Origin of the sequence: Pseudodesulfovibrio alkaliphilus (genome assembly GCF_009729555.1) — a bacterium.
Classification (GTDB): domain Bacteria; phylum Desulfobacterota; class Desulfovibrionia; order Desulfovibrionales; family Desulfovibrionaceae; genus Pseudodesulfovibrio; species Pseudodesulfovibrio alkaliphilus.
Genome location: NZ_WODC01000011.1, coordinates 20,702 through 34,685, shown reverse-complemented (window position 1 = coordinate 34,685; position 13,984 = coordinate 20,702). Strand labels below are relative to the sequence as shown.

Genomic DNA, 13,984 nt, shown 5'->3' with positions numbered 1-13,984 from the left:
CGAAGAATTCCGATAGGTACACTTTATTGGAGGTTGATCCACATGCTGTTTTTCTTATTTTGCGTTGCCCTGCTCATAGTGGGCTATATCGTTTACGGTACGTTCGTGGAGAAGGTCTTCGGCATCGACCCAAACCGGGAGACCCCGGCCTACGCGCTTCAAGACGGCATTGATTACACGCCGATGCCCAAGTGGAAGCTCATTTTCATCCAGGTGCTAGACATAGCGGGCATTGGTCCTATCTTCGGTCCAATTTTGGGAGCCCTGTACGGCCCTCAGGCCTTGATCTGGATCGTCGTCGGCTGCATCTTCGCCGGAGCGGTGCATGATTATTTCTCCGGCATGCTCTCTGTTCGCAATAACGGGGCGAGCATCCCCGAGGTTGTCGGCGAATACATGGGCATGACTGCCCGCCAGGTGATGCGCCTATTCTCCTTTACGCTTCTGATGCTTGTGGGCGTCGTTTTCGTTCTCAGTCCGGCCGCGCTGCTCAACAACCTGACTCCCGGAATCGCCACCAGCTGGTATGTGGCGGCCATATTCGGCTATTACTTCCTGGCCACCATTCTGCCCATCGACAAGATCATCGGGCGGTTCTATCCGTTGCTGGGATTGCTGCTGCTGGTCATGACCACCGCTCTGGCCGTGGCGCTCTTCGCCAGCCCCCATGCCGTGCTGCCGAATCTGGACTTCACCGTCAACACTCATCCGGGCGACCTTCCCCTCTGGCCGCTGCTGTTCATAACGATTTCCTGCTCGGCCTTGTCGGGATTCCATTCGACCCAGTCCCCGTTGATGGCCCGCTGCGTGAAGAACGAGCGCGAAGGCCGCTCCGTGTTTTACGGGGCAATGATCATCGAGGGCATCATCGGGCTGATATGGTGCACTCTGGGCATGTCCTTCTACAACAATCCCGAGGCGCTTCAGGCCGTGATCAGCTCCGGTTCCCCTGCAAGCGTGGTGGCCGAGGTTTCCCACGGGCTCCTCGGTCCCATTGGCGGCGGCCTGGCAATCCTCGCGGTCATCATCCTGCCGATCACCAGCGGCGACACCGCCTTCCGGTCCACACGCCTGATAGTGGCCGAGACATTCAAGCTGGAGCAGAGCAAGGCCGCAAAGCGGCTCTTGATCTCCGTTCCGCTCTTTGTCATCGGCTACATAATCTCCATGCAGAACTTCTCCACCATTTGGCGCTACTTCGGCTTCTCCAACCAGGCCCTGGCCGCCCTGGTCCTCTGGACCTCCGCGATATACCTGGCCCAGCGCGACAAGTTGCACTGGATCGCCACAGTCCCGGCGGTGTTCATGACTGCAGTGTGCGTTACTTTCATCATGAACGCCACCATCGGCTTCAATCTGAGCTATACAATATCCGTTGTCGGCGGGATTGTGGCCGCGGCGTTGGCCTTTGCCGCCTTCATACTGAAGTTCGGTTTGCGCAAGTCGACCGACACGGTCACAGAATCCGCATAGCCTCTCCATCTTCCCTGCCGTCTTGGACGGAAAAACGAAAAGGCCCGCTTTTGCGGGCCTTTTCTCGGTTCATCGTTGTGGCGTACGCTCTACTTTTCAGCCCCCCCCTAGTAATGGGGGGATTACCGAGGCGGCTTCGCCCCCATGGGGCAAAGCCGTAGCCCGACCGAAGCCGGGGAGTGACACAGTCAAGACCGGGCTTGGCCCGATGCGCGGGCACACTGCCTAGCGGGGAGCCTTGGCGCGTTTTTCCGGGTTGGAGTAGAAGGTGTTGTAAACCAGGGTCAGGGCGCAGGCGAAAACAGCCGCGCCGATGCCGATGAGTACGTTGTTGTAGGGCGGAGCGGTCAGGGCCACGCGGATGAGCAGGGTGGCCAGGGCAAAGCCCGAGTTGCGGAAGACCGCACGGAATTCAGGCAGAAAGCGCTGGGCGATGAGCACCAGCATGATGTCGCTGAAGATGAGAACCGTGTAGAATTTCTCGAAAAAGGCGTGGGGCATCCGGCCAGAGGCCATAAGCAGGCAGTTTTGCACGGCCATGCCGATGAAGATGGCCAGGATGCACAGGGCCACGAGTTTCTTGGCCGCAACGAACCGGAACAGGGTCGGCCCGGCCATGCCGGTCTCCTGCATACGCTGGCGCAGCATCCTGTAGACTCCGAGCAAGGCGAAGATAACTACGGCTCCGCCGCCGTCCGCCAGGATGACCAGCAGCTCCTTTTCATAGCCCACGATGGTCAGCGGCTCGGGAAATTCGGCCAGTCCCTTGAATGCGCTGCGCAGCAGGATCAGGGCCAGTATTTCGAACTGTTTTCCGACGGACTTGGAGATGGAGCAGGGCAGGGTGAAGATGAGGCTGATTACCTCAAGGACCAGAACCAGAGTGAAGGCCAGGTTGATGGCCATGTAGTGGCTGGTGGGGGTCAGTTGGGCCAGATGGCCGGAGAGCAGCCCCTGGCGGTTCAGCTCGATGGTGATCAGGGCCAGGACGAAGATGACGATGAGCGCACCGCCCACGGTGCGTTGGGTCGAGTCTTTTTCCCAGAAGTGGTGCAGGGGGTCGAATATGTAAGTGACCCCGTTGAAGAACCTGTCCATCGCGTACATGCGTCGTGTCCTGTCGCTGTGGTCGTTCGGCACTGCGGCACACAAACCCGTGTCCCGCCCAGTGCCTTAGCAGAGTGGAGCGGCGGGGTAAACAGGAATCTTTCCTGTTATTCGTAGGGCGCGGCTCATATCTCAAAGAGCATTTCGAGGTCGTCGCGGGTCAGTCCCTTGAGGGCGGACTGGCCGGGGATGATGGCTTCGGCCACGTCCTTCTTCTGCTCCTGGAGCTTGAGGATGCGTTCTTCCACCGTGTTCTGGCAGATCATCTTGTAGGCGAACACCTGTCGTTTCTGGCCAATGCGGTGGGTGCGGTCCGTGGCCTGGTTCTCCACGGCCGGGTTCCACCACGGATCGTAGTGGATGACGTAGTCGGCGCTGGTCAGGTTGAGGCCGGTGCCGCCCGCCTTGAGCGAGATGAGGAAGATGGGGATGTCCGGGTTCTCGTTGAACCGGTCCACCTGTTCGAAGCGGTCCTTGGATGACCCGTCGAGGTATGCGAAGGGGATTTCCCGGATTTGCAGCCAGTTGCGGATGACATGGAGCATGCGTACAAACTGGGAGAAGACCAGCACCTTGTGCCCTCCCTCGATGATGTCCACCACCAGATCCTTGAAGGCGTCGAACTTGCCGGATGGCAGGTTGGTGGAAACTCCGGGCATGTCGAGCTTGAGCAGACGCGGGTGGCAGCAGATCTGGCGAAGTTTGAGCAGGGCGTCGAGAATGGACATCTGGCTCTTGGCCATGCCCTTCTCCTCCACATCGCGCAGCACTTGGTCCTTAAGTTTCTTAGCCAGGGCGTTATACAGATCACGCTGCTCATCCACCAGCTCGCAGTAGTGGGTGGTCTCGATCTTGGGCGGCAGGTCCTTGGCCACCTCGGACTTGGTGCGGCGCAGGATGAAGGGCTTCACGCGGGAGCGCAGATAGTCCAGCGTTTCTTCGTCGCCGTCCTTGATGGGCTTGACGATGCCGCGCTGGAAGGAGTGCTGCGAGCCGAGGAAGCCGGGCATGAGGAACTCGAAGAGCGACCACAGCTCGAAAAGATTGTTCTCAATGGGGGTGCCCGAGAGGCAGACACGCAGGTCGGCCTCAAGCTTGCGCACCGAGCGGGCCGTTATGGTGTTGGGGTTTTTGATGTTTTGCGCTTCGTCGAGAATGACGCTGGCATAATCGTACTTGAGCAGCTCGTCCAGGTCGCGGCGCAGCAGGGCATAGGTTGTGATGACCAGGTTCGAATTCTTGATGTGCTGGAAGAGGTCGTCGCGCTTGGCACCGTAGATGGTCAGCCGCTTGAGGTCAGGGACGAATTTTTGCGCCTCGCGCTCCCAGTTGGGCAGTACCGAGGTAGGTACGATGATCAGGTTTGGCCTTTCCACGCCGGAATCCACCAGGGACTGGATGTAGGACAGGGTCTGGATGGTCTTGCCAAGCCCCATTTCGTCGGCCAGGATGCCGCCGAACCCGTACTCGCGCAGGAAGTTGAGATAGCTAAGGCCCTGAACCTGGTAGGGACGCAGGGTTGCCTGGAGCCGTTTGGGCTGCTCGACAGTTTTTATTTCTCTGAAGTTGTTTATTTTTTCTCTGAGTTTGACGAAGTATTCGTCGGTGTGGGCCTGGGGCAGGTCCTCAAGGATCTTGTCGAGGACCGGGGCCTCGAACTGGTTGAACTGCTTCTTGGGTGCCTTTTCAGGGTCAAAGCCGAGGGCCTTGAGTTTGTGGCCCAGCTTTTCCAGCCAGGATTCGGGCAGACTGGTGTAGGAGCCGTCCTTGAGCTGCACGTAGCGCTTGCCCTTGGTCCACGCCTCCCAGATCACGTCGATGGGGACGCGCTGGTCGTCGTATTCCACGGAGAGTTCAAGGTTGAACCACTTGTCTTCCTCGTCCGATTCCACTTCGGCCACCACCACGGGCTGGGTGGTCCGCACCTTGTAGCGGGTCAGGTTCTGTTCGCCGTAGACGCGGTAGGCCTCAACCAACTGCGGATAGTGGTCGAGGAGGAAGTTGATGGCCTCCTCCTGCTCCATGAACCAGATATGGTTGCTTCTTGGTTGAAAATTCATGTCCTGCAATTCGGCCAGCAGGTTGGCTTCTTCGTCCTGGGCGCGGCGGATCAGATAGCTCTTGCCTTCGGCGTGGTAGCTGCCTGTTTGGAGGTCCGGGTTGGGCCCGGGCATGATGAATTCGCCGTGTTCGTTCTCGTAGATGTTCTGGACCTTGAGGACAAGCAGGCTCCCCTCCTCGTCGAGGAAGAGCTTGGGATTGTATTCCGCATCCTGGAATATCGGCCCCACACGCTCCAGGAAGTCTTCCTGGCCGTACAGGTCCGAGACCGGGATGCGTGTCCAGACGCGATCAAGGAATTCGGACACGTCGGCGTGGGGCACGATGGGCTTTTTCTCCACCATTCCCTGCACCAGCTTGGGATCAAGGCCGGTCTGCACCGGGTAGAAGGAGTTCTTGTAATAGACCCAGAGCGGGAGTCGGCCGTAGAAGTAGATCTCCTCCTCGTTGGTGATGGAGAAGGGCATCTTGTCTTCGCGGGACAGAAGAATGTCGAACATCAGCCCGTCTTCGCTCAGGGTGGGGGAGAGCTTGAGCTGCATGGTCTTGGATTCGATGGTCACCGGCTGGTCGGTATCGCGCAGGAAGAGATAGTATTCGTTCTTTACGGCGCGGAAGAACCAGGAATGCAGACCCGCAGGGATCTCGACCCGATGCCCCCAGTAGTCAAGGTAGTGGCCGATCTGCTCGGCCACGCCCGGCAGGGCCGGGGAGGTGTCGCACCAGTCGGGATTCTCCACGATCTGGGCCAGGGTGATCTCGTTTTGCACCTGGGAGATGCCGGACTTGTTCTGGCGGGCGCGGAAGAAGGCCACCTGGAGCCGACCCAGTTCCGGGAATATGCGGTAGATGAGGTAGTGCCGACCGGCCTCGGGCTCCAGTTCGGTGGCGAAAAAGGGGCGGAACGTCTGCCGCCAGTCCGTGCGCGTGATCGGCGCCTTTTCCCCGGATTCCGAGTTCAGCGACTTGAACAGCTTGACTGCGGTGGCTGCCACATGGCGGCAGACCCCGGAGAAGGAGTCCGGGCAGTTGCAATAGAAATTGATGCTCCGATCGCTTAAATTGATGCCGATTTCGGAGGTGTAGTTCTGGAAATCGTCGCCCTGTACCTGGCCGTCAATGTCCCAGTACTGGTCGCGTTTCTTGAGGTCAAGCTTGGAGACCCCGTTGGCCGCAACGACCTCACGGGCACCCTCCAGAATGTATTCCGGGATGCTGTCGCCGATAAAGTTCTGGAGGATTGACTTGACTATTTGTTCTTCGCCGCTGCTCATTCGCGCACTCTCTGTCGCTTGCCGGTATCGTTGAACACGTGTGCATACCCGTATCCACGGCATTGGGCAAGCTGAATAAAAAACCTGTGCGCAGCCTTTCGTCCACTTGGCTTTTCAAGTTCATTGGTTCATAGTGAACGAAGCGGCCGACGCTCTCCCAAGTATATGGTCCAAGCCCCATAGTTTTGCAAGAAAAAATGAGACTGCCTGTCCTGTTCCTCCTCTTCCTGGTCATGTCCCTTGTCGCTGCTTGCGGCGAGGGCGGCGGACCGGCCACGCCCGTACGGCCTGTGGACCCTGCGTCCATTCCGGCCGCGCCGGAGGACGGGGGCACCCTGGTTGAAGCCATGCTCGGCGAGCCAGACAACCTCATTTCCATGCTTTCCACCTCTTCGTCCTCCCACACCCTGTCCTCGTATATTTATGTCAGTCTCATCAAGTACGACAAGGACATCGAGCTCGTGCCTCATGCCGCCAAGTCCTTTGAGGTGCTTGACGAGGGGCGGCTGCTTCGGTTCACCCTGCGCGAGGACATCCGCTGGTTCGATGGCCAGCCGCTCACGGCCGAGGATGTGGAGTTCACCTACCGGCTGATGATCGATCCGCAGACGCCCACCGCCTATGCGGAGAATTTCAAGGCGGTCAAGGCGTTCCGTCTGACCGGCCCGTTCTCCTTTGAGGTGGAGTACGACCAGCCCTTTGCCAAGGCGCTTATCACCTGGGCCATGGACATCTTGCCCAAGCATGCCCTGGAGGGGGAAAATCTTCTGGATACACGGTACAGCCGCCAGCCTCTGGGGGCCGGACCCTTCAAGCTCAGGGAATGGACGCCGGGAACCCGTATCGTGCTGGAGGCCAACCCGGATTATTTCGAGGGAAGGCCCCATGTCGACAGGGTGATCTATCGCATGATCCCGGATCTCTCCACCCAGTTCCTGGAGCTTAAGGCGGGAAATCTCGACATCATGACGCTGACGCCGCTGCAATACCTTTACCAGACCACCGGCCCCGGCTGGGACGGCAGTTTTCGGAAGTTCGAATACCTGGCGTCCGGCTATGCCTTTCTGGGTTTCAACATGAGGCATCCGTTTTTTCGTGATGTCAGGGTGCGCCGGGCCATTGACTATGCCATCAACCGGCGCGAATTGGTCGAGGGAGTGCTCTTCGGCCTGGGCGAGGCGGCCAACGGGCCATACAATCCGGGCACCTGGCAATACAACGAGGATGTGGTTCCGCGGGAATATGATCCCGGGCTGGCCAGGGCTCTGCTGGCCGAGGCGGGCTGGAGTGATTCCAACGGCGACGGTCTGCTGGACAGGGACGGGGTTCCCTTCGCCTTTTCCATCATTACCAATCAGGGCAACACCCAGCGTATCAAGGCCGGGGTGATCATCCAGCAGCGGCTCGCGGACGTGGGCATCAAGGTGGAGCTGCGCACCGTGGAATGGGCGGCTTTCATCAACGAATTCGTGGACAAGGGGCGTTTCGATGCCGTGATACTCAGCTGGAACATTCTCCAGGACCCGGATATATACAGCGTCTGGCATTCATCCCAGGCCGTGGAGCGGGGGCTCAACTTCACGCGCTACGTCAACCCGGAGTTGGACGACCTGCTCGAGCGGGGCCGCAGGCTGGTCGATCCGGCCCAGCGCAAGCCCATTTATGATGCAGTGCAGCGCATCCTGCACGACGACGTGCCCTACAGCTTCCTGTATGTGCCGAAATCCTTGCCCATCGTCCAGGCTCGGGTGCAGAATATTCAGGCTGCTCCGGCGGGCATCACCTACAATTTCCCCGAGTGGTGGATACCGAAGTCGCTGCAAATGCAGCCTTAGGATCAAGAAGGCCCCATGATTCGCATCAATCAGATCACCGACAAGGTGGCGTCGTACATAGAGAATCCCGACCTGGACCTGATTCAGCGGGCCTATATTTTTTCCGCTCAGGCGCATGACGGCGTAGTCCGCCGCTCGGGCGAGCCGTACATCTCGCACCCCATGAACGTGGCCTATCTGCTGGCTGAGATGCAGCTCGACGAGGCCACGGTGGCCGCCGGTCTGCTGCACGACACCGTGGAGGACACCCAGGCCTCTGTGGACGAAATCGAGGACATCTTCGGCTCGGACGTGGCCGACATCGTGGATGGCGTGACCAAGATCAGCCAGATGGATTTCGAGTCCAAGGCCGTGCAGCAGGCCGAGAACATCCGCAAGCTCATCCTGGCCATGGCCGAGGACATCCGGGTGCTCATGGTCAAGCTGGCCGACCGGCTGCACAACATGCGCACCCTGGAGTTCATGAAGCCGGTCAAGCGCCGCCTTATCGCCCAGGAGACCCAGGACATCTACGCCCCTCTGGCCAACCGTCTGGGGCTGCACCGGGTCAAGACCGAACTTGAGGATCTCTGCCTGCGCTACCTCAAGCCCGATGTCTTTGACCAACTCAGTCAGGCCGTGTCCGAGCACCGTGCCGCAGGCGAGCCCTACATCGAGAAGGTCATCGACCTGATCGAGGACATGCTGCGCAAGAACAAGATCAAGGGGCGCGTCTACGGCCGCACCAAGCACCTGCACTCCATTCACGTCAAGATGGAGCAGCAGGGGCTGACCTTCGACGAAATATACGATCTCATCGCCTTTCGCATCATCCTGAAATCCATCAAGGACTGTTACGCAGTCCTGGGCCTTATTCACTCCATCTGGCGACCTGTGCCCGGCCGGTTCAAGGATTACATCTCCATCCCCAAGGCCAACATGTACCAGAGTCTGCACTCCACCGTTATCGGCCCGGACGGGGAGCGCATCGAGGTCCAGATCCGCACCGAGGAAATGAACCGCATCGCCGAGTACGGCGTGGCAGCCCACTGGCAGTACAAGGAGGTGGGAAAGGGGAGCAAACGGGCCCGGACAGCCGGCAGCCGTGACGCCGAGCGCTACACTTGGCTGAGGCAGATCATGGACTGGCAGCGCGAGCTGTCGGACCCGCGTGAGTTCATGGCCTCGCTGCGTCTTGAGATGTTCCAGGAGGAGGTCTACGTCTTCACGCCCAACGGCGACATCAAGGAGCTGCCCGAGGGCGCTACTCCCGTGGATTTCGCCTACGCCATCCACTCGGAGGTGGGTGACAAGTGTGCCGGGGCCAAGGTCAACGGCCGCATCGTGCCGCTGCATACGGCCTTGAAGAACGGCGATTCGGTGGAGATCATCACCGACAAGAACCGGATGCCCAGTCGCGACTGGCTCAAGTTCGTCAAGACGGCCAAGGCGCGCACCCGCATCAAGCAATACATCCGCACAGTGGAGCGCGAGCGGGCCATAGCCCTGGGCCGGGAGTTGCTGGAGAAGGAAGGGCGCCGTGTGGGCATCAATGTCCAGAAGACCATCAAGGACGGCGAGTTCCACAAGTTGGTGGAGAGCTTCAATTGCGGCAGCGTGGACGACCTGCTGACCCAGGTGGGGTTCTCGCGGTTCACGCCGCGCAAGGTTGTCAAGAAGCTCTATACCGTCATCCATGGCGAAAGCGCGGACATGCGCAAGGGCCGGGAGCGTGATGAGGCCGCCGTCAGTCAGAGCGAGGCCAGGAAGAAGCCGAAAAAAGACGGGCTGCAAATTTCGGGCGTGGACAATGTCCTGGTCCGTTTCGCCAGCTGCTGCAATCCGCTGCCCGGCGAGCCCATCATCGGTTACATCACCCGGGGCCGGGGTGTGACTGTGCACCGTATCGATTGCCACAACGTCAAGAATTTCGAGGATGAACGCCTCATTGGCGTTAACTGGGAAGGCGTTGAGGACAAGCCGTATCCGGCAAAAATCCGCATCAAATGCCTCAACAAAACCGGCATGCTCGGAAAAATATGCACCTTGCTGGCCGAGCAGAACGTCAACATCGATTCGGGCAGCTTCGAGTCCAAGGTGGACGGCACCTCGCTGCTGGAGTTCACGGTGGAGGTCAAGGACCTGGATCAGCTATACAGCGCCTTGTCCAAGGTCAAGGCGCTCAAGGCTGTGCAGGAGGCCCTGCGCGTGTCCTGATCCGTGCGTTCCGCCGTCTGTTTCTGATTTTGCTGACGCGAAGGCCCGCACAAGCGGGCCTCTCGCGTGTCGGGGCGGTTTTTGATGCCGTCGGTGGTTTGATCAGGCCCAGAGTTTGAGCCCCGTGGGTTCATCGAATGTCCGGGACAGCGTGTCGCCCGGGATCTCGGTGATGATCGCCTCGGCCGCGAAGATGATGTTGCCTTCCATGGCGTGGCCGCCCATGCACCGGCAGGTGGAGTCGCCCAGTGTCAGGTGGAGGTGGACAAAGGCTTCACCGTCCAGCAGCGAGACGTTGCCGATGCCCGCCAGGATTTCGACGTGCTGGTCGATGGCGTGGGTCTCGTATGTGCGCGCATCCTGGTGGTAGTAGCCGAGACGGGCCTGCTCCATGGCGCCGATGACCTGGACCGCGCCCCGGGTGATGTTGTTTTCGCGGCATACGCGGGTCAGTTCGGCCACGAGATCTTCGCCTTTTTGCAGGCGTTGCATGATGGTTTTGCTCATGGGCGTTCTCCTTGGTGTCTCAGGGCGGAAGATTACATTTCAATCCTGACGCTCTCTGGGCTGAGTTTTCGCTCAAGCCGCTTGGCGTACAGGCTCATCAGGTAGCTGAACACGAAGTACATGAACGCCACGGTGGTGTATATCTCGAAGGGATGAATCATGATCCGGTTGTTGATGGCGTAGGCCGCCCGGGTCAGCTCCATGACGCCGATGATGTAGGCCAGGGAGGTGTCCTTGAAGGCGGCGATGAACATGCCCACCAGGGCGGGCAGCATCTGCTTGAGGGCCTGGGGCAGGATGATCTTTCGCATGGTCTGGAAGTAGGTCAGGCCCGACGCCTTGGCCGCCTCCACCTGTCCGGGCGGGATGTTCTCAATGCCGCCGCGCACGATTTCGGCGATGTATGCGCCGAAGAAAACGGTCAGGGCGATGGTGGCTGACCAGAACACATGCGGGTCGATTTTCAAAATGATGGGGATGAAGAAGTACATCCAGAAGATGACGATGATCAGGGGGTTGCCCCGGATCAGTTCGATGTACATGGTGCAGGGCACCCGCAGGGCGCGGTTTCGCGAAGTGCGGCCCATGCCTACGAACAGGCCAATGACGAAGCTGCCGGAGATGGCTATGGCGGCCATGAGCAGCGCACCGGCCAGACCGCCCAGACCCATGAAAAATTCGGTTTCCGAGCCGCCGGGGAAGCGCCAGATCAGGAGCGTGACGAAATTGTCGGCGATGACCTGGAAGTTGAATCCGGCCACGGCCACAACGGCCTTGAGCAGCACCGCGCCCAGCAGGAGGACGAAGGCGGCCTTGGCCGCCAGCACGACCCCCTTGCGCGAGCTGCGCAGCAGGCGGCGCAGTGGCGAGACGGTCCTGGAGGCATCCGCCGGGCGGCGGAGATGCCACAACACATACTCTATACCCCTGGCCAGCAGGCCCAGCGGCGCGAAGACGGCGTCCGCCACTTTGCGCATCAGCGGCTTGCGTCCGCTCGGCATGATTTTCAGCTTGATGTTCACAAGGTTGAGCAGGCCCGCGATGATCAGGGAGAGGGAAAGGTAGATGATCGTGGCCGCCACCGTGGCTTCGAAGCTATGGTAGGTCAGGGCGGTGATTTCCTGCATGGCCCAGCAGACTTCGGTCACGCCGATGGTCATGGCCAGCGAGGTGTTTTTCATGTTGTTGAGCATCTCGCTGCCAAGGGGCGGGATGATTTCGCGAAATGCCAGGGGCAGGATGATTTTGCGCAGGGTCTGGCTGAAGTTGAGACCCGAGGAGTAGGAGGCCTCCAGCAGCCCCTTGGGGATGGATTGCACGCCGGCGCGGACGATCTCGGCCACAAAGGCGCCAGTGAAGATGCCGGTGCCGATGGTCGCCATCCAGAATTCGAAATCAAGGTCGAAGAGCTGCATGCGCAACTCCACGGGAAAGGCATAGGGCAGGGCGAAATTCCAGAAGAAAAGCTGGATGAGCAGCGGCGTGTTGCGAAAAAACTCCACATAGCAGGTGGCGAAATAATAGACCGGCTTGAAGCTTGAGAGCCGGGCCAGGCCGAAGAGGGTGCCCAGAGTCAGGGCGATGGCCGTGGAGTAGAGGGTGATGGTGACGGTCAGGTTAAGGCCGCCAAGCAGCAACTTGCCCATGTGGCCGTATTGGCCTTCCTTGACGAAGATGGACCAGTCAAAATCGTATTTGAACTCGAAGACGAAGGCGAAATAGTAGAACGCCAGGCCGAGCATTGTCAGCAGGGCGAGATTCTGGACCCAGGCTTTGTCGAAGTGGCGTTTGAACATCTCTTTTTCCGAAGCAAAGGTCCCGGAGCGTTACGCTCCGGGACCTGGTTTGGCTTGCGCCGTGGGGCCTACGGCCACATCTCGATCTTTTCGGTCATGGGGAAGGGGTAGTCGGAGTCAGGGCCGAACCACTTGTTGTAGATGGTCATGTAGGTGCCGTCGGCCCACATGTCCTGAATGGTGAAGTTGATGATGTCGCGCCAGGCGGAGTCGTCCTGGGGCAGGCCGATGCCGTAGGGCTCGTCGGAGATGAAGTCGCCCACCAGCTCGTACTTGCCGGGTTCCTTGGCGGCGTAGCCCAGGAGGATGGTGGAATCGGTGGAGATGGCCTGGACGCGGCCGGAGCGCAGGGCCTCGAACATGGCGACCTCGCCGTCATATCCGGTGACCTTGGGGTCGGGGTTGCCGAGCTTCTTCAGGTATTCGGTGGCGTTGATGATAGAGGTGGTTCCCTGCATGGAGCCCACGCGCATGTTGGCGAGATCCTTGACATCCTTCACGGTGCCTTTGGGGGCCAGGAATTTCTGGCCATCGAAGAAGTAGGTGATGGAGAAGTCGATCTTCCTGTCGCGCTCGCGCTTGTGGGTCATATTGGAGAGGACCATGTCCACTTTGGGCGGGTCGGTCTGGACAAAGGAAATACGGGTGTTGTTGTTGACCACGACCATTTCGAGCTTGGCGCCCAGGCGTTTGGCGATCTCGGTGGCCATGTCCACGTCGAAGCCCACCCACTCGTTCTTGTCGTTGATGAAACCGAAGGGGATGCCCTGGTTGGAGACGCCGGCGCGCACGACTTTGGTAGACATGACCCGGTCGTAGGTGGGGCCGGCGAATGCCACGCTGGCGGCCATGACGAGCAGGGCGGCCAGCACACTGATTTTTAGGACTCTCATTTACCACTCCTTCAACTGTTGAATTCTGCCAAATGCCCGCGACGCGCACCGCGCCCGCCGGAGCGTATCCAAAAGCCTAGTGGCTGAGGATCTTGCTGAGGAAATCCTTGGTCCGGTCGCTTCTTGGATTGTTGAAAAACTCCAAAGGGGTGTTTTCCTCAATGAGCAGACCGCCGTCCATGAAGATGACCCGGTCGGCCACCTCGCGGGCAAAGCCCATTTCGTGGGTGACGCAGATCATGGTCATGCCTTCACGGGCCAGGGACTTCATCACATCGAGCACTTCGTTGATCATCTCGGGGTCCAGCGCGGACGTGGGTTCGTCAAAGAGCATGATCTTGGGCTGCATGGCCAGGCCACGGGCTATGGCCACCCGCTGCTGCTGGCCGCCGGAGAGTTGGGAGGGATAGGCTCCGGCCTTGTCCGGTATGTCCACCTTCTTGAGCAGTTCCATGGCGATGGCCGTGGCCTGCCCCTTGTTCATGTGCCGAACCATGGTCGGGGCGAGGGTGATGTTCTCAAGCACCGTCATGTGCGGATACAGGTTGAACTGCTGAAAGACGAAGCCCACTTCGGCACGGAGCAGGGTCATGTTGGTGGCCGGGTCTGATACGACCATGCCATCAACGGTGATCGAGCCTTCCTGAATGGGTTCGAGGCGGTTGATACATCGGATGAGGGTGGACTTGCCGGATCCTGAGGGGCCGCAGATGACCACCACCTCGCCCTTTTTGATGTCGAGGTTGATATTGTTGAGGACCTGGAATTCCCCAAACCATTTATTGACGTTTTTGAAAGAAATCACGCTCTCTCCCCGAAAGTGGAATCTGGCCCAAGGCCAG

General features: G+C 59.5%; 9 protein-coding genes. 3 read left to right on the top strand and 6 right to left on the bottom strand.

Annotated elements, in window-relative coordinates; translation table 11 throughout:
- The first annotated feature begins 42 nt into the window (after positions 1–42).
- A complete protein-coding gene (locus GKC30_RS13775) occupies positions 43–1,473 on the top strand; it encodes a carbon starvation CstA family protein (protein WP_155935557.1) in 1,431 nt (476 codons plus the stop codon).
- A 225-nt stretch (positions 1,474–1,698) separates the two neighbouring features.
- Here the strand turns inward: GKC30_RS13775 and GKC30_RS13770 are convergent, their stop codons facing one another.
- Positions 1,699–2,580, bottom strand: coding sequence for a hypothetical protein (locus tag GKC30_RS13770; protein WP_155935556.1), 882 nt, complete (start codon positions 2,578–2,580; stop codon positions 1,699–1,701).
- A gap of 125 nt (positions 2,581–2,705) precedes the next feature.
- Complete coding sequence (locus GKC30_RS13765; RefSeq protein WP_155935555.1) at positions 2,706–5,915, bottom strand: DEAD/DEAH box helicase; 3,210 nt, start codon at positions 5,913–5,915, stop codon at positions 2,706–2,708.
- Between the two features lie 197 nt (positions 5,916–6,112).
- Between GKC30_RS13765 and GKC30_RS13760 the strand changes: the two genes are divergently transcribed.
- On the top strand, positions 6,113–7,750 hold the full coding sequence (locus GKC30_RS13760) for a peptide-binding protein (RefSeq protein ID WP_155935554.1): 1,638 nt from the start codon (positions 6,113–6,115) through the stop codon (positions 7,748–7,750).
- Positions 7,751–7,765: 15 nt separating this feature from the next.
- Positions 7,766–9,946, top strand: coding sequence for a RelA/SpoT family protein (locus GKC30_RS13755; RefSeq protein WP_155935553.1), 2,181 nt, complete (start codon positions 7,766–7,768; stop codon positions 9,944–9,946).
- Between the two features lie 102 nt (positions 9,947–10,048).
- Here GKC30_RS13755 and GKC30_RS13750 read toward each other — a convergent pair whose 3' ends face one another.
- From GKC30_RS13750 to GKC30_RS13735, 4 genes are all read right to left on the bottom strand, one after another.
- The gene (locus GKC30_RS13750) at positions 10,049–10,453 is read right to left on the bottom strand and encodes a PPC domain-containing DNA-binding protein (RefSeq protein ID WP_155935552.1); all 405 of its coding nucleotides are present in this window, start codon (positions 10,451–10,453) and stop codon (positions 10,049–10,051) included.
- 32 nt (positions 10,454–10,485) lie between these two features.
- Entirely contained in the window at positions 10,486–12,249 is a 1,764-nt protein-coding gene (locus GKC30_RS13745) for an amino acid ABC transporter permease (RefSeq protein ID WP_155935551.1), read from the bottom strand.
- Between the two features lie 68 nt (positions 12,250–12,317).
- Positions 12,318–13,142 (bottom strand): ABC transporter substrate-binding protein, encoded by an 825-nt coding sequence (locus GKC30_RS13740; RefSeq protein ID WP_155935550.1) that lies wholly within the window; start codon positions 13,140–13,142, stop codon positions 12,318–12,320.
- Positions 13,143–13,218: 76 nt separating this feature from the next.
- A complete protein-coding gene (locus GKC30_RS13735; RefSeq protein ID WP_367614149.1) occupies positions 13,219–13,947 on the bottom strand; it encodes an amino acid ABC transporter ATP-binding protein in 729 nt (242 codons plus the stop codon).
- Between the last annotated feature and the right edge of the window lie 37 nt (positions 13,948–13,984).